Source organism: Vibrio brasiliensis LMG 20546 (assembly GCF_000189255.1).
Classification (GTDB): Bacteria; Pseudomonadota; Gammaproteobacteria; order Enterobacterales; family Vibrionaceae; genus Vibrio; species Vibrio brasiliensis.
This window is the reverse complement of the sequence record NZ_AEVS01000089.1, coordinates 1-24,968: the sequence shown is the minus strand read 5'-3', so window position 1 is coordinate 24,968 and position 24,968 is coordinate 1. Positions and strand designations below refer to the sequence as shown.

Genomic DNA, 24,968 nt, shown 5'->3' with positions numbered 1-24,968 from the left:
TTACTGAAAATCTTGAATGTTCCAGTTACCGATGTCCGAGTTAGCACCTTCGCCACCCTCTTGACCATCTGCACCTAAAGTAAAGATATCGATATTGCCATTATCACCAGGGCTAAGGTATTGGTAGTCATTACCCCATGGATCAGACGGAAGACGCTTGATATAACCACCATCACGGTAGTTGCGCGGCTCTGGACTAGATGGCTTAGTTACCAATGCTTCCAGACCTTGATCTGTTGACGGGTAAACACTGTTATCCAGCTTGTACATATCCAGCGCGTTTTCTAGTGCAACAATATCAGTGATCGCTTTCTGCTGATCCGCCTTCTCTTTGTTACCTAATAAGTTAGGAACCACAAAACTAGCCAAAATACCAAGAATGACCACCACTACCATTACTTCTAACAGAGTAAAGCCTTTCTGACCCTTCATTTTCTTGTTCATTTTTTTCTCCACAACAATTAGCTTCGTTATGCTCGAAGCTATTATGAACTCATTAAGTTATTCATTTCTAAAATTGGCATTAGGGTTGCCATCACAATAAACAGCACCAGACCCGCCATAAGAGCAATCAAAGCTGGGGTAAAGATACCCAATGCAATGTTTACGGTTGATTCAAAGTTTGCGTCCTGATTGTCCGCCGCACGCGTCAGCATCCCCTCTAACTCACCACTCTGCTCGCCACTAGCAATCATATGCAGCATCATTGGAGGGAAGAGTTTGGTCTGTTCTAAAGCGCGACGTAAGCTAGAGCCCTCACGAACATTATCTATCGCCAGTAAGACCTGCTGTTTAACGTAATGGTTCGACATTACGTCTACCGCAACGCGCATACCTTCCAAAATTGGAATCGCACTTGAGGTACATATCGAAAGGGTTCGAGCAAAGCGGGAGGTATTAAGCCCTCGCGCAATCTTACCGACTAACGGCATCGCGATGATCTTCCGATCCCAGCTCAAACGGATATTCGGTTTACTTAACAAATATTTAATCAGGTAAGTGAGCAGTAAAATGGCGACTAACAGATGCAGCCCCCAGTTTTGAATAAATTCACTCGATGACAGTAAAAACTGAGTAGATTTTGGTAGTTCCTGCCCCATCTGGACAAACTGACCAACAATTTTCGGTACCACGGCTGCCAGCAGAAACGCGACAATACCAACCGCAAACACCACCAGCACCACTGGATATATCAAAGCCTGTTGCAGCTTAGAGCGCATCTTCTGACGGTTCTCAGCGTAATCAGCCAACCTTTCTAACACTGAATCCAAATGACCGGACTTTTCCCCCGCAGAAACCATTGAACGAAACAGATCATCAAATACATGCGGATAATCAGCCAGACTGTCAGCAAGTGTGTAACCCTCCGTCACTTTAGAGCGTACCGCTAACAACATAGTACGAATGCGTGGTTTCTCTGATTGTTCAGAGACTGCTTTCAGACACTCTTCGAGCGGCATTCCTGACTGAACCAAGGTTGCGAGTTGTCGGGTAATCAGGGCTAAATCCGGAGTACTTAGGCCACGCTTAAATTGAAATGAAGCAGACTGGCCGCTGCTCTTCTTCGCTTTCTGTCGCGTTTCGTTGACTTCTACCGGGATAAGACCCTGTTCTTTTAGTCGAGCACGAACCTGTCGGGCGTTATCACCTTCAATTACGCCTTTCTTGGTTTTGCCTTTCCCATCAAGAGCCTTGTATTCAAATGCCGCCATTAGCCTTCCTTGGTCACTCTCAAGACTTCTTCAAGAGAAGTAACACCCTGACGCACTTTGTTTAGTCCATCACTACGAATACTCGGCGTATGGCGACGAATGTGTTTTTCGATATCTTGTTCACCAGCTTCGCTGTGAATCAAGGTCTGAACATCTTCATCAACAATCAGTAGCTCATAGATCCCAGTACGTCCGCGGTAACCTTTAAAGTTGCAGGACTCGCAACCACAGGCGCGGTATAGGGTCAGTTCACTGTCTGCCTCAACATCAAACAGCTTCTTGGTTTCATTATCTGGTTGATAAGCCTCTTTACAGTCAGGACATAATGTTCTGACCAGTCGCTGAGCAAGAACACCGAGCAGCGAAGAGGAGATCAAAAATGGTTCGATACCCATATCTCGTAGACGGGTAATCGCACCAATCGCGGTATTGGTATGGAGTGTCGACATCACTAAGTGACCCGTCAGCGAGGCCTGAACCGCAATTTGAGCCGTTTCCAGGTCACGAATCTCACCCACCATCACCACATCAGGGTCCTGACGCAGAATCGCACGCAAGCCACGGGCAAATGTCATATCGACTTTCGGGTTAACCTGGGTCTGACCAATCCCGTCGATATCAAATTCAATCGGGTCTTCTACGGTAAGGATATTGCGCTCATTACTGTTGATTTCCGTTAGACCTGCGTACAGGGTGGTCGACTTACCCGAACCTGTCGGACCGGTAACCAAAAGAATGCCATGGGGACGCTGAATCATGGTGCCAAACGCATCGTGGTTTCTCGGGGTCATACCTAAACTGTGCAAGTCGAGGCGAGTCGCATTTTTGTCCAGCAGACGCATTACTACCCTCTCACCATGTGAAGAAGGCATGGTCGAAACACGGACATCTACCGCTCGACCACCAATGCGCAGTGAAATTCGACCATCCTGAGGAACACGTTTTTCAGCAATATCCAGCTTTGCCATAACCTTGACGCGAGACACCAACAGAGGTGCAAGCTTGCGGCTTGGCGAAAGGACTTCGCGCAGTACGCCATCAATACGGAAACGGATCGAGAGCGTTTTCTCAAAAGTCTCGATATGGATATCCGAAGCGCCCTCTTTGATTGCCTCGCCGAGCATTGCATTGATCAGTTTAATGATTGGTGCGTCGTCTTCCGACTCAAGCAGGTCTTCATCCTGAGGTAAATCCTCAGCCAAAGAGAAGAAATCATCACTATCTGCACCAATATCTTCCATTAACTGACGAGCTTCAGAAGAGTCACGTTGATACGCTTCAGTGAGCTTGCTATCAAACGCCTCTTTACTTAACGGCTGCAGAGAAAACGTCTGCGCGAAAACGCGTTTCACCTCAAGCAAAGCCTGAATTGAAATTGGCTCGACGTAGTAAAGCACTGCTCCCGTCTCAGTAGGTTCAAGCACTAACTTGAACCGGTTGGCAAAGCTAAATGGTAAACGCTTAGAAAATGGCGTTACGTGTGCATCCATTACTGACTATCCATCTGATCGAGAAATGCCTGAATTTCAACTGGATGACGGATATCGTCACCAAACTTTGGTAAGACAGGAATATTATCGCTACTCATTAGCTTAAGGCCCTGATCTGCCTTATACAGCTGCTCTGCACGAATGAAGTTGTACTTACGCTGAGTAATGCCATCCGCAGTCATACCATCACGAATAATGGTTGGTTTGATAAATACCATCAGGTTCTTTTTCTCAACCTGAGTACTGGTCGATTTAAACAGGTGGCCTAGATAAGGAATGTCGCCAAGTAGCGGTACTTTTGACTCACTCTCCAGCGCACGCTCATCAATCAAGCCGCCCAGAACAATCATGGCACCATCTTCAACCATAACCGAGGTATTAAGCTGACGTTTGGCAAAACGTACGTCCACCGCGCCGTTTGCACCCAGAACGTTCGACACTTCCTGCTCAATATTCAGTTGAACTGAGTTGCCTTCGTTTATCTGTGGTACCACTTTCAGCTTGATACCGACTTCTTTACGGTCAACAGTCTGGAATGGGTTGTCATTGTTTGAGCCAGCGGTAGAGCCGGTGATAACCGGTACTTCTTCACCAACAATGAATGACGCTTCACCGTTGTCCATGACTGTAATGCTCGGAGAAGATAGGATGTTTGAATTCGAGTCAGTAGACACAGCACTAATTAGCGCGGTCCAATCACCCATGACAACACTCAAAGCAGCACCTTGTGCACCAGAAAGAGCAGAAGCCAGTGTCGAGTAATCGCCTTGTTCGGTTGTCTGACGAGACTCCCACTTATTATCCGTCGAGTTCCAGTAACTCTCAGTCGTCGTAGTGTCTTTCGCCTCTTCCAGACCGACCATCACCTGTCCGATTGGCACGCCTGTGTTGCCATACTGGATAACTGCACCAGTTTCTAGCGAGCCCCACTGGACACCAAGGTTAATACCGTCACCTTCGGCCATTTCAACGATCAGCGCTTCAATCAGTACCTGTGCTCGTCGAATATCCAGCTGCGAGATAACATCTTGCAGCGCATTCATAATATCTGGCGGAGCAGTCACGACCAGAGCGTTAGTCTCTGGGTGAGCGGCAATCATTACTTCGCCACGCTGAGTATTGCTGCCTTTTGCTCCTGTTGATTTCTCTGCCTGCAAGTTATCAGAAACCCCTTTAAGAACATCAACCAGGTCTTCTGCTTTGGCATATCTCAGATAAACCACTCGGTTGTTACCTTTGGAAGCCATTTCTACATCTAGCTGTTGAATAAGCTTGCGCAGACGTTGACGAACCTGAGGGTCACCAGAAATAAGGATTGAGTTAGTGCGGTCGTCAGCAACCAACTTTGGCTGTAGGAAGGCAGGAGTGTTCTTTGCTTCAGTGGTCTTATTTAATGCTTCAACGATACGAACCATTTCAGCTGCAGATGCGTTCGCCAGCTCCACCACTTCGATCTCTTTGTCACCAGCCTGATCGACACGTTTGATGATATCAGCCAGACGATTAACTACCGCCGCTCGGCCTGTGATTAAGATGATATTTGCAGGATCATAGTGTACGACGTTACCCGCTCCGGCATTGTCGTTCAATTGACGCAGTAGTGGCGAAAGTTCACGTACAGATACATTGCGTACCGCGACAACTCGAGTGACGACCTCATCACCATTGATGTTACCGTCTCCGACCACTGGAACTGCCGATGTTTTAGCATCTTTTGCTTTGATAACTTTTAAAATGCCATTGTCCATCTCCACAACAGCAAAACCGTACACTTCCAATACATTGAGGAAGAAACTGTAGTACTGCTTTTCAGACAGCATATCGTAGCTACGCACATCTATCTTGCCGCGCACCGACGGATCGACAATGATTGTTTTCTCTAAGTTACGACCGACAATGTTGATAAATTCACTGATGTCAGTGCCTTTAAAGCTAGCACTAAAGTCATCCGCTACAGCCATAGTTGGTGATACTAGTAAGCTTCCCGCTAAAAGCCATGCGCTTTTCTTAAGCCAATGGTTCACTCTTTACTCCTCGAGACGACGTCGTGACGTCAATCTTATAATTCAATGTATATCTCATATGACTGACCATTGCGTTCAACAGTCAAATTCAGTTCAGTCATCTGCGACAAATTGCTCCAAACTTCGCTCATCGACGCTGAGTCTTTTAAATCAAGTCCATTTATTGCAGTAGCAATATCACCCGCTTTTAATCCGACAGATTCAAATAGTGACTTATCTTTACCCGGAGACAATCGATAACCGATCACTTCCCCATCTCGCTTTACTTGCGACATGCGCACGTACTGGAACAGCGTCTGTGCGTCATTGCGAATTTCCTGACGTATCTGCTCTAAAGTATCCTGAGATGCAGTTGAGCGAATCTGGTTATTCTTGGTTTCAGCGACCGGCGCTGAAGGCTTAGTAAACTTAAGCCCCTCAAGCATCACCGTCTCATTGCGCCCTGCGTTATCAATAATGACGCGATCCTGCTGTACCTGAATCAGCTTAGCGCGTGTGCCTTCTATTACTTCGTTCAAACCATAAGTCGCCTGACGCCCTTGATTGGCAATCACCGCCAGACTTTTCTCCGGAACAGAACTGGTAACCACACCCACTAACACCACATTAAGACGGCTTTTCGGCGCATCTTGTACTTTAGGCTGTTGAACAACGGGAGCACTTTGCTGATATTGACCAAATAAATGGCTGTTTTGCAGATTAGATAAGTCAATTTGAGGCGAACTCGTCACTTCCCCCTTAGCGGCAGCCGTTGGCTGCCATTTAGTGACGGTCGGCGTACTCCATGGCTGCCAAATCATTTGTCCTGCAATCCATGCAGTCGCCGTTAAAAGTACGAGCATAACCGCAAAGCTCGCTCGTTGTTGAACTTGCTGCTGTTTAAACTTCTCACCTAACTTAATTAGCGTGTTGATGCTGTTGTGCTTCACTCAAGGTCCTTCTTCGATGGTTAGGTAGAAATTGTGTAAATTATCAGATAAATAGCGTTTAATTGTATCAAAATAACCGATATCCAAACATAACAAAACTCTATTCTCGTAATGGTTGGCAATGCCAATTTTTATGATCTTGCTTGAAAAATCCCACTCTCGTCACCATTGTTAGGCATATAACGGGCATCAATAATCTTCACCTTAGAGGGCAAAAATCACAATGGGTTCCCAAACCGAAGCTGTAAGGCTCGATAAATGGCTGTGGGCCGCTCGCTTTTATAAGACGCGTTCCATCGCTCGAAATATGGTCGATGGTGGTAAAGTCCATTATAATGGCCAACGTAGTAAGCCTAGCAAAGCAGTCGAACTCGGCGCGATCATTACTTTAAGGCAAGGCCACGAAGAGAAAACCGTGGTTATTGAGAAGATCTCAGATCAACGCCGTGGAGCACCAGAAGCTCAGCTGCTTTACTCTGAGACCGCTGAGAGCATAAATAAACGTGAAGAGAATGCGACACGTCGCAAGCTTCATGCTCACAACCCTAGCCCAGATCGCCGCCCTGATAAGAAGCAGCGCCGCGATATCATTAAATTTAAACACCAATAAGCTCAACCAGATTTACGAGGAAACGCCACATGGCAAGCAATGTTTTAAACCGCTACTTATTTGAAGACCTTTCTGTTCGTGGTGAGTTGGTACAATTGGATGAAGCTTACCAACGTATTATTTCTAGCAAGGAATACCCAGCACCAATCCAGAAGTTGCTAGGTGAGCTATTGGTTTCAACAACGCTTTTAACCGCAACGCTGAAGTTTGAAGGTTCTATTACCATGCAACTTCAGGGTGACGGCCCAGTATCACTGGCAGTTATCAACGGCGACCATGATCAGAAGATTCGTGGTGTTGCTCGTTTTGAAGGTGACATCGCTGACGACGCATCAATTCATGACTTGATGGGTAAAGGTCACCTAGTGATCACTATTGATCCTAAAAAAGGCGAACGCTACCAAGGTATCGTAGGTCTTGAAGGCGATAACCTGTCTGAAATCCTAGAAGCTTACTTTGCTAACTCTGAGCAGCTAAAAACACGCCTATGGCTACGAACTGGCGAATATGAAGGCAAGGCTCACGCTGCAGGTATGCTAATCCAGGTAATGCCTGATGGCACTGGTACTCCAGAAGATTTCGAACATCTGGAGCAGCTAACAAACACCGTTAAAGATGAAGAGCTATTCAGTTTAGAAGCAAACGAACTGCTTTACCGTCTATATAACCAAGAGAAGGTTCGCGTATTTGAACCACAACCTGTTGAGTTTTTCTGTGGTTGTTCTCGAGACCGCAGTGGTGCAGCGATCGTTACCATCGACCGTGCGGAAGTAAATGACATTTTGGCAGAGATTGGTTCAATTTCTTTACATTGTGATTACTGCGGCACGAACTATACGTTCGACGAAGCAGAAGTATCAGAGCTATTTAATCAAGCAAATTCTGGTAACAAAACACTGCATTAATTTTTACGGCATACCAAGCTTGTAATTTACCCTTCAAAAGGCCAGCATTCGCTGGCCTTTTTGTGATCAAAACCTCGCTATAACTAGCCTCAGCCGTAATAAATTAACCTGTTAATTTTAGACAATTAATAATAATTTTGCTCTAGCGCAAAGCTTTGCGCACACGATAAACTAGCCCTACCAATATGTGATGTGTCGCTTAAAACCCCAATAAAATTACGGATATTTTTTGAGCTATATCCCTGTTTTATCTGAGGCCCATTGCTAGCATGGTGAGCAGATAAAAATTAAAAAATTATTACAAAATCCCTACAAATATTCCGATAAGGAGCACCTATGACCGTTATGGAACATACAAAGGCTGCAACAATTGATCTTACCAAACACGGGCTTCAGAACGTAAAAGAGGTTGTTCGCAACCCTAGCTACGAAGTGTTGTTCGAAGAAGAAACTCGCGCTGATCTGGAAGGCTACGAAAAAGGTGTAGTTACCGAGTTAGGTGCAGTCGCTGTTGATACCGGTATTTTTACCGGCCGCTCACCAAAAGATAAGTACATCGTTAAGGATGCGACGACTGAAGAACATATGTGGTGGACTTCAGATGCCGTTAAGAATGATAACAAGCCTATCGATCAGGCCGTTTGGAATGATCTGAAAGAGCTTGTGACTAACCAGCTTTCTGGCAAACGTGTTTTCGTGATTGACGGCTACTGTGGTGCAAACCCGGATACGCGCCTAAGCATCCGTGTCATTACCGAGGTAGCATGGCAGGCACACTTCGTAAAAAACATGTTCATCCGTCCAAGCGAAGAAGAGCTATCAACGTTTGAACCTGATTTCGTGGTAATGAACGGTGCAAAATGTACTAACCAGAAGTGGGAAGAGCACGGTCTTAACTCTGAAAACTTCACTGTATTCAACCTGACAGAGCGCATGCAGCTTATCGGCGGTACCTGGTACGGCGGTGAGATGAAGAAAGGTATGTTCGCAATGATGAACTACTTCTTGCCTCTAAAAGATATCGCTTCTATGCACTGTAGTGCGAACAAGTGTAAAGAGAACGGCGATGTCGCTGTCTTCTTCGGTCTGTCTGGTACAGGTAAAACAACGCTATCAACTGACCCTAAACGTGAACTAATCGGTGATGACGAGCACGGTTGGGACGACGATGGTATCTTCAACTTCGAAGGTGGCTGTTACGCTAAAACCATCAAGCTATCTAAAGAAGCCGAGCCAGACATCTACAACGCGATTCGTCGTGATGCTCTGCTAGAGAACGTTACTGTTCGCTCAGATGGCTCTATCGACTTTGACGATGGTTCGAAAACAGAAAACACTCGTGTTTCTTACCCTATCGAGCACATTGAAAACATCGTTAAGCCAGTATCTAAAGCAGGTCACGCGAATAAGGTTATCTTCCTATCTGCGGATGCGTTTGGTGTTCTTCCACCAGTATCTAAGCTGACTCCAGAGCAGACTAAGTACCACTTCCTATCTGGCTTCACTGCTAAGCTAGCGGGTACTGAGCGTGGTATTACAGAGCCAACACCAACATTCTCTGCATGTTTCGGTGCTGCGTTCCTGACACTACACCCAACCAAGTACGCTGAAGTACTGGTTAAACGTATGGAAGCGGCTGGTGCGGAAGCTTACCTGGTCAACACTGGTTGGAATGGTAGCGGCAAGCGTATTTCAATTCAGGATACTCGTGGCATCATCGACGCGATTCTGGATGGTTCAATCGAAAACGCTGAGACTAAGCACATCCCTATCTTCAATCTGGAAGTACCGACTGCACTGCACGACGTTGACCCAGGCATCCTGGATCCACGTGATACCTACACAGATCCGCTACAGTGGGAAAGCAAAGCGAAAGATCTTGCTGCTCGCTTTATCAATAACTTTGATAAGTACACGGACAATGATGAAGGTAAATCACTAGTCGCAGCTGGTCCTCAACTGGATTAGTGACCTCTGCACTATTTGTTTATCTAAGCCCCTCATTTGAGGGGCTTTTTGTTGCCTGAAATGAAAATTTGTTCCAAGCTAGTATCACTAATCATTAAGGGACGTGATTCATCGTGAAAAAAGCACTTTTGCTGCTGAGTATCCTGCTTGTCAGTATTGTCACTCTATCTGTGTTAACGCTCTATGTCGTGATGCAATCTCAATATGCGCCCAAAGCGGTCAATCTGATAATAGACAAACTCACGCCCTACTCTGTTATTGCCTCAGAAGTACAATATAGTGCCCCATTTCAACTGCAGCTTCGTGACGTTGAGATTGAGCACCTTGATCAGGTAGTGACGCTACCAAAGCTGACTGTGTGGCTAAGCCAGTTCCCTTGGCAAAATGACAAGCTTTCATTTGATTCCATCCTTATCGAAGGCGCGACTATTGACCTTAGCCAGCTTAACTCTGAGTTATTTAGTGGTGTTACCCTCCACCAGCTAGCATTGAAACATGTTGATATCAGTGGTCCCAAATGGTCTGCTCGCGACGTTAATCTGCAAATAGAGCAGCCTATCTGGTCATCTTCACAGCAGACTCTGCCCTACGGCGATATCCAGCTTTCTGCAGAGCAGCTCTATATGCAGGGGGAAGCTCTCGACAAATTATTAGTTGATATGCGTTACCGCGCACAAGACAGCACTATTTTTGGTAGTTCATTTAACTGGCGTGGTGCTTCGTTTTCCGGGCAAGCCGAACAATACGCAAAGGGCTGGTCTCTGGTTAACGTGACCATCGACTCGCTATCGTTACCTGAAAGCGAGCAGATAGAACAATTGATCACTACGCTGGGTAATCTCAGCCTGCCAATCAGTCACATCAATAGTCTGGATATTCTCAACAGCTCTTTTAACTATGCTCACTGGCGTTTAGAACGTTTAGATGCGTCACTGGAAAACCTTACTCTGGAAGGTTCGCTGTGGCAGCAAAACGATGGCTATCTCTCGTTCGACGCAGAGAGTATCAGTGATCAGCATATCCAGCTGTTCTCGCCAAGAGCGCGACTGGCACTAACACCTCAACAAGTTGCAATTGAAGAGTTTGACGCTGACTTCAAGCAAGGGCGAGTCCAGCTTCAGGGAATAATTTCACCAACACAGATCGCTCTGGAGCAACTCAAAATTGCTGGTATTAAATGGCTCGAACAGACCGAACAGTTACTTCCTGCGTTAAAAGAGAATACTGACAGGCTCAACCATCTGACGATTGAACAACTCAAAGTGGAAAATGCTCAGTTTATTCAGGTAGAAAAGCTGCCCTACTGGCAAGTTTCAGGACTTAATATCGACGGCTCTCAACTAACTCTTATCCAAGACAACAAGTTTGGTTTGCTGGACGGAAACTTAGAGGTAAGCGCAAATGCTGCGAGTATCGACAAGTTAATCGCAACTCAGGCCCACCTTAAAGCTCATGCGGATAACAGCCTCTTGACCCTCGACCGGGCATTTGTTCCTTTAGAGCAGGGTTATATTGAAGCATCAGGTCGATGGGACAGGCGCTCAGCCAGCTCCCCCTGGCAAGTCTCATTGCACGCCGATGGTCTGCCTCTGCAGCATCATCTGCTAGAACAACAATTACCCTTCTCCCTGACAGGATTGGCAGAAGTCGAAATGGAATTAAAAGGGCTGTCTGGTGATTACTCTATGTTATCCCACAGCTTATCTGGCTACATTAGCGCTAACTTACATCAGGCACAGCTAAACGCCTCCAGCTTCGATGGAGAGCAAAGCTTTGAACAGAATTTTGATTTGGGCGAGATTAAGCTGCGCGCCGATCGGGGACGTATCTTGATTGCTGCGCAGGAGGGAACGACCCAGTTAGCCGGAGAAGCAGACCTAACCAAACCTCAATTTGCAACCTTGCTACTAAAAAGTGAGCAAACGTGTCAGGAGCTTTGGTCAGATATATTAGGTAAAGCCAATGTGATTAAGCAGACCTGCGGTGAAAAATCACCTCAATCACCACAGGCTTCAGATGCTCAAGAATCAGCCGTTGCTTCAGGGCCCAGTACCGCTTTGTAATCAGGCAGCAGCATATAAGTGCCAATGAACTCGACTGCAGCTGTATCGCCACTGAAGATGGTCACATGAATAACGATTCGGGCTTTACGTCCTGAGGCGAGGCGGTCTAAGTCGCCACTAATACCGTCAAGAGAGGTCGACGCAACCGGGTTCTGAGTCACTGGGTGGCGATAACGAATCTGACTATCAGCCAACACAATGTCACCGGTCAGGTTGCGCTCTTTCATCAATAGCCAGGTCATTCCCCAGCCAGTTAAAGTCGCTAGAGTAAACGCCGAACCCGCAAACATAGTGTTATGCGGGTTTAAGTTAGGGTTTAGCTGGGCGCTACACTCAAACTGATACCCCGTATACTGGTTGATCTTGATGCCCATCTTGTCACTGATTGGGATCTGATGCTCCCATCGCTCTTGTAGCTCAGTACACCATTCAGGCTTACGCAGTACATTAGCCATTGGGTCAAGTTGCTTAACCATCTGTTGGTGACGCACAGGACCACGTTCATCGGTTAGCTCACCGCGACGTTCAAAGCCACTTTTCTCATAGAAAGAAATCGCATCTTCGCGGGCATTACATACCAGACGTTTAGCACCTTCCTGACGTGCCAGAGATTCAAGGGCAACGAGCAAGAGTGAACCCATACCTTTACTGCGTCGGTTGCCTTTCACCGCCATGTAGCGGATCTGACCTTCACTATCTGGAGTAATGTATAAACGACCAATTGCCATCGGACGGCCGCGACCATCAACAATCATTCGGTGATGACTCATTGGGTCATATTCATCACGCTCGGAGCCGATAGGCATACGCCAAGGCTCTCTTAGCATCTGCCAACGAAAGTGATAATACTTGTTGAGTTGGTTCTCTGTTTTTGGCGTGATCAGCTTAAACATAAAAGTCCTTTTCTATGGAGACAGCTAGCGTCTCCCCACTAGCCTTATAATTATACTTGCAACCAGAAGGTTACGGGACCGTCATTAACTAACGACACCTTCATATCTGCGGCAAAGCGTCCACGCTCTGTCGGCAGTACCTCTGCACAACGATCGGCGAAGTACTCATACAATCGCTCTGCATCAGCTGGATGGGCGCCGCGAGAGAATCCCGCACGTGTACCTTTTTTAGTGTCAGCAGGCAGGGTGAATTGCGATACAACCAAAACTTTACCATCAACTTGCTTCACGTTGAGGTTCATCTTGTCATCTTCATCACCAAATACTCGATAAGTGGTCACACGCTCCATCAAGCGTTTTGCCTTTGCCTCATCATCGTCTTTCTCTACCCCAAGTAGCACAAGTAGACCTTTGTCTATCTCTCCAACCACTTCACCATCTACGCGTACTGCGGCTTCACTCACTCTTTGGATCAGGGCTATCACTGTGCTTTCCTTCTGACGGTTCTACTTCAATTTTTGTCGAGTGTACCACTTCTGTCGGCTCACTCCACTGCTCTCTTTCTCCCAGTGCAGCAGTAACCTCAGCACCAACCAATACGATTAGCCAGCACAGATAAACCCAGACAAATAAGATCGGAATCGCCGCCAGGGCTCCATAAATCAATTGATAAGAAGGGAACTGGGTAATGTAGGCAGCAAAGCCTTTTTTGCTCGCTTCAAACAATAGTGCCGCGATGATAGCGCCGACCATAGCATGGGAAATCCGCACCTTTTTATTTGGTACCAGCAGGTAAAGTCCGACAAAGGCGAAGAAAGATAATAAGAACGGCAACCAACGCAATAATTGGTTATAGAGGCCGGAGATGGCTTCACTCTCAAGGATCTTCAACGAGGTCACATACGAAGTTGCCGCAATACTTGCGCCAACTAAGATTGGACCAAGGGTCAGCACCATCCAGTACATTGAGAAAGAAAATACAGCACGGCGCTTGTGCTTAACCCGCCAAATATAGTTTAGGTTTTTATCAATGTTAGAAATCAACATCAGCGCGGCGACAAACAGAAATGCACCACCCACAGCACTCATCTTGCCGGTATTAGCAACAAACTCCAGCAAAGCGCCTTTGACCGCATCACCAGCGGCCGGAACAAAGTGGGTAATAACGAAATCCTGAATCGCATCGCCAGCATTTTCAAAAATTGCGAAGGAGGACAAAACGGAAAGCAACACCGTCAGCATAGGCACAATCGATAGCAAAGTAATGTAAGCAAGATAGCCAGCATTAACATTGACTCTATCGTGACCCATGCGGGTCAGCAGATAGCGTGCAAATAACACTGCTTGCCTAATCAATGGTTCGATTTTCAACTTGTATCTCCTAACTAACTCAGTCATCCTAACGTTCTAATTCTAAAGGAAAGGAACACATCATGCCGTACTTACTGGCTATTGTATTGTCGATTTTTACCTTAACCGGGTGTCAATCAGCCTATTACTCTGCAATGGAACAGGTAGGCTACCACAAACGCGACATTATGGTGGATCGCGTTGAGGATGCGAAAGAGTCACAGCAAGATGCCCAACAAGAATTTACCAGTGCACTGGAAGCTCTCTCAGCACTAACCAACTTTGATGGTGGTGAACTGGAAACGGTTTATAACCAGATTAACGACAAGTATCAGGATAGCGAGAAAGCAGCACAAGAAGTGAGTGACCGAATTGCGGCGATTGAAGATGTTTCTGACGCCCTGTTTGCCGAATGGCAAAGCGAACTCGACCTGTACACTAGCAGTAAGCTTCGTCGTGCCAGTGAGCAAAAACTAAAAGAGACACAACGCTCGTACAAAACGATGTTATCAGCAATGAAGCGAGCTGAAGATAAGATGACACCCGTGCTAAACACACTGCGTGATAACACTCTCTATTTGAAGCATAACCTCAATGCCAGTGCTATTGGCGCCCTGCAAGGTGAGTTCACCAGCCTGGAACAAGATATTCAGTACGCGATTAAGCAGATGAATGCTGCCATTGCAGAATCAGACAAGTTCCTGCAGAAGCTAAGCCAAAAATAATTGATAAACCTCCTCCTCGTGAGGAGGTTTTAGTTTACAGTCTCACCACTCAGAGCCAGCTGCTTGGCAACAAACGTCACTCTCTCCGTTACACTTGCCCATGGCACATCCACCACTTGATAACCTAACTCAGTGTAGGTCTCGGCCAATATCCGATGTATCTCTAATGCTTCCTCAAAGCTATGAGGGCGCACTTCGTCCTGAACATAGATGGGTTCCTCAGGACAGCAAAAGAATACCTTAGGATGATAGCCAGCGCTTTGTGTAGCAAATTCCGATGGAACTTCACAACCAGCCACTTTCAGATAGCCAATAATATCTGCAATCGCTCGGTCAACGAACGCAACCGGATGGTTTAGTGCCTCGTTTTTCTGCTTAGCCATCAGATCGAGACATAACTGAGCAAACGCAGGCAGATTGATCCAGGGCAGAATGCCATTGTCCAACTGACTTTGTTGCTCGATTAAAGTGCGTGAGCCCTCAGCAAAAGTTGCGTAACCTTGCTCTCCCAACGCATTCAGTAAGGTGGTTTTACCCGCTCCGGGCCCACCGGTAATAATAATCGGCTTCATGGTGACAATATCCAGATAAAAAAAGCCCCGAGCATTGCTCAGGGCTTATCAACTTAATCCGTTACAGATTACTTCGCTGAACGTGAAGCGCGCTTACGATCGCTTTCCGTTAGGAACTTCTTACGGATACGGATGCTTTCTGGCGTTACTTCTACTAGTTCGTCGTCATCGATGAATTCTAGAGCCTGCTCAAGAGTCATCTTGATTGGCGGAGTAAGTACCTGCGCGTCATCTGTACCAGAAGCACGAACGTTTGTTAGCTGCTTACCTTTCAGTGCGTTTACTGTCAGGTCGTTATCACGGCTGTGAATACCGATAACCATGCCTTCGTAAACTTCAACACCGTGACCGATAAATAGACGACCACGCTCCTGAAGGTTGAACAGTGCGTTAGTAAGAGCTTTACCCATCGCGTTCGCGATTAGTACGCCGTTTACACGTTGACCGATGTTACCGCCTTTGTGTGGGCCGTAGTGATCAAATGTATGGTAAAGAAGACCAGAACCAGAAGTCAGCGTCATAAACTCAGTCTGGAAACCGATTAGACCACGAGATGGCATTTCGAAGTCCATACGTACACGGCCTTTACCATCTGGAGACATATCTTTCAGCTCACCTTTACGTAGGCCGATGTTCTCCATGATACCGCCCTGGTGCTCTTCCATAACGTCGATAGTTACAGTTTCGAACGGTTCCATTAGCTGACCATCTTCTTCTTTGATGATTACTTCTGGACGAGATACCGCTAGTTCAAAGCCTTCACGACGCATGTTTTCGATCAGGATAGACAGGTGAAGTTCACCACGACCTGATACGCGGAATTTGTCTGGATCGTCTGTTTGCTCTACGCGTAGTGCAACGTTGTGTACCAGTTCTTTCTCTAGACGCTCTAGGATGTTACGTGAAGTCACGAACTTACCTTCTTTACCAGCGAACGGAGAAGTGTTCACCTGGAACGTCATTGTTACTGTTGGTTCATCAACAGATAGAGCCGGAAGTGCTTCAACCTGATTTTGAGCACAGATAGTGTCTGAAATCTTCAGCTCACCAAGACCAGTAATCGCAATGATGTCACCAGCATTTGCCTGCTCAACTTCGTGACGGTCAAGACCCAGGTAACCCATTACAGTACCTACTTTACCGTTACGTGTCTTACCGTCTGCACCGATAATAGTTACTTGTTGGTTTGGCTTAACGCTACCACGAGTTACACGAGCAACACCGATAACACCAACATAAGAGCTGTAGTCTAGCTGAGAAACTTGCATCTGTAGTGGACCATCTAGGTCTACTTCTGGTGCTGCTACTTCTTCAACGATAGTTTCGAATAGCGCTTCCATGTCTTCAGCAGTTGCGCCTTCTTCTTTCGTTGCCCAACCGTTTAGTGCTGAAGCGTAAACAACTTTAAAGTCTAGCTGTTCGTCAGTTGCACCCAGGTTGTCGAATAGGTCGAACACTTGGTCCATAACCCAATCAGGACGCGCACCCGGACGGTCAATCTTGTTGATAACAACGATTGGCTTAAGACCGTGAGCAAATGCTTTTTGAGTAACGAAACGAGTTTGCGGCATTGGGCCGTCAACAGCGTCAACGATAAGTAGTACAGAGTCTACCATCGACATGATACGCTCAACTTCACCACCGAAGTCCGCGTGTCCCGGAGTATCTACGATGTTGATGCGGTAGTCATTCCAGTTAATTGCTGTGTTCTTAGCAAGAATGGTAATACCACGCTCTTTCTCGATGTCGTTTGAGTCCATGACTCGCTCTTCAGCTTCGCCGCGAGACTCTAAAGTACCTGATTGCTGTAGTAGTTTATCAACCAGTGTTGTTTTACCGTGGTCAACGTGCGCGATGATCGCGATATTTCTTAATTTATCAATCTGTGGAGTAGCCATGGATTTGATTCGCTCGATAGAAGAAGCCCGCTTATAAAAACTCAGTTTTCAATAGCGCACTTACTTGATTAAAAAAACGGCCATAATGTACCAGATTCTAGCGAAAAACCCAGAAATATGTGATCTGATTCGCTGCATTTCAGCAGATATTTTTCTAAGAAACGCTAAATCACTCTGAGTAAGACCAAATCCCGATTGACATCGATAGCAAAACTGGGCTGAATGGAACACGATTTTGTTTACTCTTGGTGCAACACTATACCAATGCACCAATCAGGTGCAATGCAGGATCATTTTGGTGCACCAAACTAAACACCAACGCTCTAATTAATTGAAATTAATGGATTAATTTTTTTGGCACGGTTTTGGCTTTAATAAAATCAGCATCGATTAATACGATTGAAACGAAATTAATCAATGCTGGATTTAATTAAATGAATCGAGCTATACCGCTTTAATAACACTGGAGGTTATCCAAGATGTCAGTAGAAAACGTTCTATCGCTGATCCAAGAAAACGAAGTTAAGTTTGTTGACCTACGCTTTACAGATACAAAGGGTAAAGAGCAACATATCTCTATCCCTGCTCACCAAATCGACGCAGACTTCTTCGAAGAAGGTAAGATGTTCGATGGTTCTTCTGTTGCTGGCTGGAAAGGCATCAACGAATCAGACATGGTAATGATGCCAGACGCATCATCTGCTGTTCTTGACCCATTCACTGAAGATGCAACGCTTAACCTACGTTGTGACATTCTAGAGCCTGCTACAATGCAAGGCTACGACCGTGACCCACGCTCAATCGCTAAGCGCGCTGAAGACTTCATGCGTTCTACTGGTGTTGCTGACACAGTACTTATCGGTCCTGAGCCAGAGTTCTTCCTATTTGACGATGTTAAGTTCGCAACTGACATGTCAGGTTCATTCTTCAAGATTGACGACGTAGAAGCGGCTTGGAACACAGGTTCTGACTACGAAGAAGGTAACAAAGGTCACCGTCCAGGCGTTAAAGGTGGTTACTTCCCAGTAGCTCCAGTTGATTCTTCACAAGACATCCGTTCTGCTATGTGTCTAATCATGGAAGAAATGGGCCTTGTAGTTGAAGCACACCACCACGAAGTAGCGACTGCTGGTCAGAACGAAATCGCAACGCGCTTCAACACGCTAACTACGAAAGCTGACGAAATCCAAATCTACAAGTACGTTGTACACAACGTTGCACACGCATTTGGTAAGACTGCGACATTCATGCCTAAGCCACTTGTTGGTGATAACGGTTCTGGTATGCACGTTCACCAATCTCTGGCAAAAGACGGTGTTAACCTATTTGCTGGTGACAAGTACGGCGGTCTATCTGAAATGGCGCTTTACTACATCGGTGGTATCATCAAACACGCTCGTGCAATCAACGCATTTGCTAACCCATCAACTAACTCGTACAAGCGTCTTGTACCAGGCTTCGAAGCACCAGTTATGCTTGCTTACTCAGCGCGTAACCGTTCTGCTTCTATCCGTATCCCAGTGGTACCAAGCCCTAAAGCACGTCGTATCGAAGTTCGTTTCGGTGACCCAGCAGCTAACCCATACCTATGCTTTGCAGCAATGCTAATGGCTGGTCTTGACGGTATTAAGAACAAGATCCACCCAGGCGAAGCAATGGATAAAGACCTTTACGATCTACCAGCTGAAGAAGCTGCAGAGATCCCAACAGTGGCTTACTCACTAAAAGACGCTCTAGCTGAACTGGATGCTGACCGTGAGTTCCTAACTGCTGGCGGTGTATTCTCTGATGACTTTATCGATTCATACATCGACCTTAAGTCTCAGGACGTAGAGAAAGTAAACATGACTACGCACCCACTAGAGTTCGAACTGTACTACTCTGTATAATCGAATTTAGTGCGCAACAGAATGTTGCCATAGACAAGATTAAGGCTCGCCACTCGGCGAGCCTTTTTATTATCTGAACCAAAATGGTGAGTTAACAAACGCAGTTCTAGTCATTTGATAACCCATCACTCTTTTGTAATTCAATAGCTTATAGGCGGCAAGCTTATTGCATTATAGATAACGATAACGGTGTATTTGCTATCAAGGTAGCGAGTAGTTGAGCTAAATCGACACCAAAAGCCCAGTATACGGTGCTATTTAGCTTCAGTTCTTATAATGAATGCGCCATACTTGAATTATTAACCGCACCATTTTGGTGCATTGCACAATTCAAGTTCAAGGATGGGGAGAAAGCAGTGGATAGCGAACTCAATGACATTATTTTAAATCACCAGGTGACCGCAATTCTGATTATGAATGAGTCGCTACAGGTGAAGTATGCCAACCCTGCAGCTGAGCAGTTGTTTTCTCAAAGTGCTAAGCGAATTGTCGATCACCCGTTATCACACCTAATCCAACATGCTTCTATGGATCTGGCTCTGTTATCACAGCCGCTGCAGAGCGGACAAAGTATCACCGACAGCGATGTCACCTTTGTTGTCGATGGCAAGCCTCTCATGCTTGAAGTGACCGTTAGCCCGATCTCCTGGAACAAAGAGTTAATGCTATTGGTTGAGATGAGAAAGATTGGTCAACAGCGCCGCCTATCTCAAGAGCTCAATCAGCATGCTCAACAACAGGCCGCTAAGCTATTGGTTAGAGGGCTTGCTCATGAGATTAAAAACCCTCTCGGCGGATTACGCGGTGCAGCTCAGTTATTGGAGCGAACACTGCCGGATCCAAGTCTAGCGGAGTACACCCAAATAATTATCGAGCAGGCTGACCGGTTAAGAGCATTGGTTGATCGATTACTTGGTCCTCAAAAACCGGGTAAGAAGCAGCCTGAAAACCTCCATCTGATTCTGGAGAAAGTCCGCCAGTTAGTTGATTTAGAAGCCAACCAAAGTGTCAGTATTGAACGCGATTACGATCCGAGTCTGCCAGAGATTTTGATGGATTCAGACCAGATTGAACAGGCACTACTCAACATTGTGAGTAACGCAGGACAGATCCTTAAAGGACAACAGAATGGCGAAATTGTCATTCGCACCAGAACGGTGCATCAAGCCAATATTCACGGTCAGCGCTGTAAGCTCGCCGCAAGAATAGAAATTACTGATAACGGTCCGGGCATTCCAGCCGACCTGCAAGATACTCTTTTCTACCCTATGGTCAGTGGCAGAGAAGGGGGGACAGGATTGGGTCTATCGATCGCACAAAACTTAATAGACCAACACCAAGGCAAGATAGACGTTGAGAGCTGGCCTGGAAGAACCACATTTACTATTTACTTACCCATTTAAGCCAGGTGAGTAATGTTGCTGCAAGGAAATCAATATGAGTAAAGGATACGTCTGGGTTGTTGATGATGACAGCTCAATCCGTTGGGTGATGGAGAAGACTCTATCGTCTGCCAACATAAAATGTGAAACCTTTGCAGATGCTGAAAGTGTTTTAATGGCGCTAGAGCGAGAGACTCCCGATGTACTCGTTTCAGATATTCGTATGCCAGGCATCGATGGGATTGAACTGCTTAAGCAGGTACATCAACGCTCTCCAGAGCTACCAGTGATCATCATGACGGCTCACTCAGATCTTGATGCAGCGGTAAATGCGTATCAGAAAGGCGCTTTTGAATACCTGCCTAAGCCTTTTGATGTTGATGAAACCCTAACGCTGGTAGAGCGTGCTATCACCCACAGTCACGAACAGAAGCAAGAGCAAGCCTCACTGGCAGATGATGATTACACTCCTCCAGAGATCATTGGTGAAGCGCCTGCAATGCAGGAGGTATTTCGCGCAATTGGTCGACTTTCGCGTTCCTCTATCTCAGTGTTGATTAATGGCGAGTCCGGAACGGGTAAGGAGCTGGTCGCTCACGCCTTACATCGCCATAGTCCTCGTGCAAGTAAACCTTTCATCGCACTTAACATGGCAGCGATTCCAAAAGATTTGATTGAATCTGAGCTGTTTGGTCATGAAAAAGGAGCCTTTACCGGGGCGAACAGCGTCCGTCAGGGACGTTTTGAACAAGCCAACGGAGGCACACTGTTTCTGGATGAGATTGGTGACATGCCACTCGATATTCAAACTCGCTTACTACGTGTGTTAGCAGACGGACAGTTCTATCGCGTTGGTGGTCACTCACCAATAAAAGTAGATGTACGCATTGTTGCTGCAACCCACCAGAATCTGGAACAGCTAGTCACTAAAGGGGACTTTCGTGAGGACTTGTTTCACCGCCTGAATGTAATTCGAATTCAGATCCCAGCGTTACGTGAACGTAAGCAGGACATTGAAAAACTCACCCTGCACTTTTTGGCATTAGCCGCTGAGGAGTTAGGCGTCGATGTTAAAACTCTCCACCCTAATACGGTTGAGACACTTAACCGTCTGGACTGGCCGGGCAACGTACGTCAGTTAGAGAACATCTGTCGCTGGCTGACCGTAATGGCAAGTGGCTCAGAAATTCTTCCGGGAGATCTACCAGGAGAATTACTCGAAGAGAAAAAACACAGCGATATCAGTGCGTCCGGTTCTTGGCAACAACAATTAGCAAGCTGGGCAAAGAGCTCCCTATCTCAAGGAGATACCGAGCTACTTTCTTACGCACTTCCTGAATTTGAGCGTATACTTTTGGAAGCGGCCTTAGAACATACCAATGGCCACAAACAAGATGCAGCGAAAGTTTTAGGCTGGGGACGTAATACGCTCACTCGTAAACTAAAAGAGCTTTACTAACAAACCATCGCTTAACCACCTTAGCGATTCAAGGTGATTGCTGCTATTTGATCTTGCTGGGCAGGTTAAATGTTTCAGGTAATCACCTTTTTAACCCTCTAACACTCGCCTTTATTAATCAGAAAGTGCACAAGGGGTCGAATGAAAGCGAAGACGAAAATCACCCTCAGAACCGCTGTTGTGCTGCCCTTTGTATTGATATTTATCTTTACAGTCGGCGTGATAATCTCTGTCCAGAAGAACAGCTATGAAGAGATGGTTTCTGACATCAGCGATAAACAGTTATCAGCACTGACGGAAAACGTAACGCTCGAACTCAATAACTTTCTTAATCAACCCTTTCAGGCCAGTTTAGCTCTCAGTCACTCAATAGGCTTTAACCGACTTTATCGCTCAGGTGATACCTCCGACATTGAGCAATATTTCCTAACCGCATTCCGCCACCTCTACCACACCTTTCCTCAGCTCGATGTAATAGGGTTCGGTGGTGAAACTGCAGAGTATATAGGCTTTCGCAAAGAGTCGAATAGTGACTACACCTTAATGGTTCAAGATGCGCGCACCGATTATAATTTAGTCATCTATAGAGGCGAGGAGCTCAACGAGGAGATTCGCTCAGTAATAGAAAATTACGACCCGAGGATCAGACCTTGGTATGCTCCCGTTGCACAGTCATTAGTGCCAATGTGGTCTTCTATCTATGCCAATGCAGACGAACGACAAGAGATCACCCTATCTGCCTTAACCCCAGTGTTCTACGAACAAGAGTTCCAGGGGGTCGTCGTTACCGACATCAAAATCGATACCTTCAACACCTTCCTTAGACAGCAACAACAGCATACCAACGCCGTTATTTATATCGTCGATGACAAAAAACGGCTTGTGGCCAAATCTACCAGTGGCAGTGTTGTCTCTTGGGGAACAACATTGAGCAAAAAAGGCGAGCGACTGTTAGCAACCGAAAGTTCAAACCCTATCGTCAAGGCCAATGCTGAATACTCAGTCTCACAAGAATTTTTCAATCTTGATCAGACCCAACGATTTGCATTAGACCTCGACGGTGAACGTTACTTTAACCACCTCACTCCCTATACCGATGAGCACGGTTTGAAATGGTACATTGGGGTCGCAATTTCCGAATCCCACTTACTAGGTAAACTCCCGGAAAGCCAAAGAAATAGCTGGGTAATCGGCTTAATCGCCAGCTTCACTGGTATCGTGATTGGCTTGTTAGCGTTTAATCAGATTGTGACACCAATAACGTCTACCGCAGCAGCGGCAAAGCAGCTCGCTAAAGGCGATTGGGACAGCCATATGCCTCAAGCTGGCAGTATCTACGAAACCTCAATGCTAGTGTTCGCTTTCAATGAAATGGCTAACAACTTGAAAGCATCATTCCGCGCCTTACGATCTCAGTTACTCTATGACTCGCTGACCAAGCTTTACAGCCGTGAAGGTCTGATTGAGACCTGCGATGCTCTAAACAAACTTGATGGTACCTTGCTGCTGGTAGGCATCAACAAATTCCGCGATATCAACGATAGTCTCGGTCACGGCTTAGGCGATCAAATTCTTACCGCCATATCAGGTCGGCTCAAGTCGCTGCTTATTAATCAACACTACCTAGCCCGGGTGGGTGGTGACGAGTTCGCCATCTATATTCCAGAACAGCTGGACGAGCGGGATTCAAAAGAGTTGGCAAATAGAATTGTCGAGATGTTTGCTTCACCATTTGTTATCGAACATGAAAGCATAGTGGTTAGCGCTTCTGTAGGTGTCGTTGAAAACGGGCCGGACTCAAATATGACGGTATGGCTCCGAAGTGGTAGCATCGCACTTAGCAACGCCAAACATGACGCAACAAGTATCAGCTACTATCGTTCTGAGATGGCAGATATTTCTCGCAAGCGAACCTTGATGCTGGCAAAAATCAAAGATGCCATCGAACACAAAGAATTCTTACCTTTTTACCAACCCCTGGTCGACCTAAATAGTGGTCAAATTGTTGGTGCTGAAGCTCTGGCAAGGTGGCTTTCACCGTCATCGGGCTTATTACCACCGATCGAATTCATCCCCTTAGCTGAAGAGAGTGGCTTAATTGGAGCGATTGGAGAAGATATCCTTACGCAAGCTTGTAACGACACCGCAAAAGGGATTAAAGAAGGAAAGTGGGACGCTTCGTTTGATATGCATGTGAACCTTTCCGTCAACCAACTCTCACAGCCTGATTTCATTACCACTCTGCAGAAAATCTTAACTCAGTCAGGCTTAAATCCGGGCAATCTTACTCTAGAAATCACCGAATCACGCATTGTCGATAACGACTCTGTGACGATCCAAAACTTACAGGCTATCCGGGATCTTGGTGTCAAAATCGCTATTGATGATTTCGGCACCGGATACAGCTCTCTTGCTTACCTACATAAATTGCCTTTTGATTGCCTGAAGATCGATCGCGCCTTCGTTAATAGTATGGACCCAAACAACCTCGACACTTCGATAGTAGCCGCCATCGTGAATATGACCCGAGGCATGCGAGTGAACATTGTCGCTGAAGGGATTGAAACCGATGAGCAGGTACATCTACTCACTCAACTTGGTTGCCCTCTAGGCCAGGGGTTCTTATACAGCAGACCTGTTCCTTATGAAGAGTGGCCGACGCATTTGGTGAGTTAGAGGCGAGAAGCGAGAAGCGAGAAGCGAGAAGCGAGAAGCGAGAAGCGAGAAGCGAGAAAATATGGGAAGGTTGACGTGAATGCGTCAACCTTTTTTTCTGGATTATAGACGTAAGTCCCTAACAAAAAACTTTGCATCAGATACCTACTCAGCATCTATAACGTGCACCTCTCGAAGGGCGCAGCCCGTTCTAAATTCTCGCAGGACGAAGTCCGTTCTCGTTCTAAAATGCAAAAAGCCCGTTGCGTTAGCAACGGGCTTTTCGAATGTGGCGGAGAGATAGGGATTTGAACCCTAGATACGCTATTAACGTATGCCGGTTTTCAAGACCGGTGCTTTCAACCACTCAGCCATCTCTCCACAAATTGTCATCGTCAGATTAGTACACTGATGATGTTGTTACACGTATCTACGGGTAACGAT

General features: G+C 46.2%; 19 protein-coding genes and 1 tRNA gene. 9 read left to right on the top strand and 11 right to left on the bottom strand.

Going from position 1 to position 24,968, the window contains the following annotated elements:
- The 5 genes from gspG to gspC are packed head-to-tail and all read right to left on the bottom strand — an operon-like array spanning nt 1 to nt 6,155.
- Nucleotides 1-444, bottom strand: coding sequence for a type II secretion system major pseudopilin GspG (gene gspG / locus RH46_RS17280; RefSeq protein WP_006880806.1), 444 nt, complete (start codon nt 442-444; stop codon nt 1-3).
- Between the two features lie 41 nt (nt 445-485).
- A complete protein-coding gene (gene gspF, locus RH46_RS17275; protein ID WP_006880805.1) occupies nt 486-1,712 on the bottom strand; it encodes a type II secretion system inner membrane protein GspF in 1,227 nt (408 codons plus the stop codon).
- Nucleotides 1,712-3,202, bottom strand: a complete 1,491-nt coding sequence (gene gspE / locus RH46_RS17270; RefSeq protein WP_006880804.1) for a type II secretion system ATPase GspE — start codon at nt 3,200-3,202, stop codon at nt 1,712-1,714. Before gspE ends, gspF begins: the two co-directional genes overlap by 1 nt.
- Entirely contained in the window at nt 3,202-5,226 is a 2,025-nt protein-coding gene (gspD, locus tag RH46_RS17265) for a type II secretion system secretin GspD (protein ID WP_006880803.1), read from the bottom strand. The genes gspE and gspD overlap by 1 nt, the downstream gene beginning before the upstream one ends.
- A gap of 35 nt (nt 5,227-5,261) precedes the next feature.
- Nucleotides 5,262-6,155, bottom strand: a complete 894-nt coding sequence (gene gspC, locus RH46_RS17260; protein ID WP_006880802.1) for a type II secretion system protein GspC — start codon at nt 6,153-6,155, stop codon at nt 5,262-5,264.
- Between the two features lie 223 nt (nt 6,156-6,378).
- Between gspC and hslR the strand changes: the two genes are divergently transcribed.
- The 4 genes from hslR to RH46_RS17240 all read left to right on the top strand — a co-directional run bounded on the left by hslR (nt 6,379) and on the right by RH46_RS17240 (nt 11,701).
- Entirely contained in the window at nt 6,379-6,765 is a 387-nt protein-coding gene (gene hslR, locus RH46_RS17255) for a ribosome-associated heat shock protein Hsp15 (protein WP_006880801.1), read from the top strand.
- 29 nt (nt 6,766-6,794) lie between these two features.
- Nucleotides 6,795-7,670: an Hsp33 family molecular chaperone HslO gene (hslO, locus tag RH46_RS17250; protein ID WP_006880800.1), complete on the top strand. Its 876-nt coding sequence runs from the start codon at nt 6,795-6,797 to the stop codon at nt 7,668-7,670.
- Nucleotides 7,671-8,006: 336 nt separating this feature from the next.
- The gene (pckA, locus tag RH46_RS17245; protein WP_006880799.1) at nt 8,007-9,638 is read left to right on the top strand and encodes a phosphoenolpyruvate carboxykinase (ATP); all 1,632 of its coding nucleotides are present in this window, start codon (nt 8,007-8,009) and stop codon (nt 9,636-9,638) included.
- A gap of 113 nt (nt 9,639-9,751) precedes the next feature.
- Nucleotides 9,752-11,701 (top strand): AsmA family protein, encoded by a 1,950-nt coding sequence (locus tag RH46_RS17240; RefSeq protein WP_006880798.1) that lies wholly within the window; start codon nt 9,752-9,754, stop codon nt 11,699-11,701.
- Here RH46_RS17240 and RH46_RS17235 read toward each other — a convergent pair.
- The 3 genes from RH46_RS17235 to RH46_RS17225 are packed head-to-tail and all read right to left on the bottom strand — an operon-like array spanning nt 11,659 to nt 13,992.
- The gene (locus RH46_RS17235) at nt 11,659-12,594 is read right to left on the bottom strand and encodes a bifunctional GNAT family N-acetyltransferase/hotdog fold thioesterase (RefSeq protein WP_006880797.1); all 936 of its coding nucleotides are present in this window, start codon (nt 12,592-12,594) and stop codon (nt 11,659-11,661) included. The genes RH46_RS17240 and RH46_RS17235 overlap by 43 nt on opposite strands.
- Before the next feature lie 50 nt (nt 12,595-12,644).
- Complete coding sequence (gene dtd, locus RH46_RS17230) at nt 12,645-13,079, bottom strand: D-aminoacyl-tRNA deacylase (protein ID WP_006880796.1); 435 nt, start codon at nt 13,077-13,079, stop codon at nt 12,645-12,647.
- Nucleotides 13,051-13,992, bottom strand: a complete 942-nt coding sequence (locus RH46_RS17225) for a virulence factor BrkB family protein (RefSeq protein ID WP_420895502.1) — start codon at nt 13,990-13,992, stop codon at nt 13,051-13,053. Before RH46_RS17225 ends, dtd begins: the two co-directional genes overlap by 29 nt.
- Nucleotides 13,993-14,027: 35 nt before the next feature.
- Here RH46_RS17225 and RH46_RS17220 point away from each other — a divergent pair, with 35 nt between their 5' ends.
- A complete protein-coding gene (locus RH46_RS17220; RefSeq protein WP_006880794.1) occupies nt 14,028-14,669 on the top strand; it encodes a DUF2959 domain-containing protein in 642 nt (213 codons plus the stop codon).
- 29 nt (nt 14,670-14,698) lie between these two features.
- Here RH46_RS17220 and RH46_RS17215 read toward each other — a convergent pair whose 3' ends face one another.
- A complete protein-coding gene (locus tag RH46_RS17215) occupies nt 14,699-15,241 on the bottom strand; it encodes an AAA family ATPase (protein ID WP_006880793.1) in 543 nt (180 codons plus the stop codon).
- A 68-nt stretch (nt 15,242-15,309) separates the two neighbouring features.
- A complete protein-coding gene (typA, locus tag RH46_RS17210) occupies nt 15,310-17,139 on the bottom strand; it encodes a translational GTPase TypA (RefSeq protein ID WP_006880792.1) in 1,830 nt (609 codons plus the stop codon).
- 479 nt (nt 17,140-17,618) lie between these two features.
- Here typA and glnA point away from each other — a divergent pair, with 479 nt between their 5' ends.
- The 4 genes from glnA to gepA all read left to right on the top strand — a co-directional run bounded on the left by glnA (nt 17,619) and on the right by gepA (nt 24,545).
- Nucleotides 17,619-19,028 carry a glutamate--ammonia ligase gene (gene glnA, locus RH46_RS17205; protein ID WP_006880791.1) on the top strand — a complete coding sequence of 470 codons (1,410 nt, stop codon included), beginning with the start codon at nt 17,619-17,621 and terminating at the stop codon, nt 19,026-19,028.
- 356 nt (nt 19,029-19,384) lie between these two features.
- Complete coding sequence (glnL, locus tag RH46_RS17200) at nt 19,385-20,431, top strand: nitrogen regulation protein NR(II) (RefSeq protein ID WP_006880790.1); 1,047 nt, start codon at nt 19,385-19,387, stop codon at nt 20,429-20,431.
- Nucleotides 20,432-20,465: 34 nt separating this feature from the next.
- Nucleotides 20,466-21,869: a nitrogen regulation protein NR(I) gene (gene glnG, locus RH46_RS17195; protein WP_006880789.1), complete on the top strand. Its 1,404-nt coding sequence runs from the start codon at nt 20,466-20,468 to the stop codon at nt 21,867-21,869.
- Nucleotides 21,870-22,010: 141 nt separating this feature from the next.
- Complete coding sequence (gepA, locus tag RH46_RS17190; protein WP_006880788.1) at nt 22,011-24,545, top strand: phosphodiesterase GepA; 2,535 nt, start codon at nt 22,011-22,013, stop codon at nt 24,543-24,545.
- Between the two features lie 269 nt (nt 24,546-24,814).
- Here the strand turns inward: gepA and RH46_RS17185 are convergent.
- Nucleotides 24,815-24,905 (bottom strand) — tRNA-Ser (locus RH46_RS17185).
- Nucleotides 24,906-24,968: the final 63 nt, after the last annotated feature.

Excerpts from the sequence above, each read along its gene's own strand:
- gspG (WP_006880806.1), bottom strand. The coding sequence starts at position 444 with ATGAACAAGAAAATGAAGGGTCAGAAAGGCTTTACTCTGTTAGAAGTA.
- gspF (WP_006880805.1), bottom strand. The coding sequence starts at position 1,712 with ATGGCGGCATTTGAATACAAGGCTCTTGATGGGAAAGGCAAAACCAAG.
- gspE (WP_006880804.1), bottom strand. The coding sequence starts at position 3,202 with ATGGATGCACACGTAACGCCATTTTCTAAGCGTTTACCATTTAGCTTT.
- hslR (WP_006880801.1), top strand. The coding sequence starts at position 6,379 with ATGGGTTCCCAAACCGAAGCTGTAAGGCTCGATAAATGGCTGTGGGCC.
- hslO (WP_006880800.1), top strand. The coding sequence starts at position 6,795 with ATGGCAAGCAATGTTTTAAACCGCTACTTATTTGAAGACCTTTCTGTT.
- pckA (WP_006880799.1), top strand. The coding sequence starts at position 8,007 with ATGACCGTTATGGAACATACAAAGGCTGCAACAATTGATCTTACCAAA.
- RH46_RS17235 (WP_006880797.1), bottom strand. The coding sequence starts at position 12,594 with ATGTTTAAGCTGATCACGCCAAAAACAGAGAACCAACTCAACAAGTAT.
- RH46_RS17225 (WP_420895502.1), bottom strand. The coding sequence starts at position 13,992 with ATGACTGAGTTAGTTAGGAGATACAAGTTGAAAATCGAACCATTGATT.
- RH46_RS17220 (WP_006880794.1), top strand. The coding sequence starts at position 14,028 with ATGCCGTACTTACTGGCTATTGTATTGTCGATTTTTACCTTAACCGGG.
- RH46_RS17215 (WP_006880793.1), bottom strand. The coding sequence starts at position 15,241 with ATGAAGCCGATTATTATTACCGGTGGGCCCGGAGCGGGTAAAACCACC.
- typA (WP_006880792.1), bottom strand. The coding sequence starts at position 17,139 with ATGGCTACTCCACAGATTGATAAATTAAGAAATATCGCGATCATCGCG.
- glnA (WP_006880791.1), top strand. The coding sequence starts at position 17,619 with ATGTCAGTAGAAAACGTTCTATCGCTGATCCAAGAAAACGAAGTTAAG.
- glnG (WP_006880789.1), top strand. The coding sequence starts at position 20,466 with ATGAGTAAAGGATACGTCTGGGTTGTTGATGATGACAGCTCAATCCGT.
- gepA (WP_006880788.1), top strand. The coding sequence starts at position 22,011 with ATGAAAGCGAAGACGAAAATCACCCTCAGAACCGCTGTTGTGCTGCCC.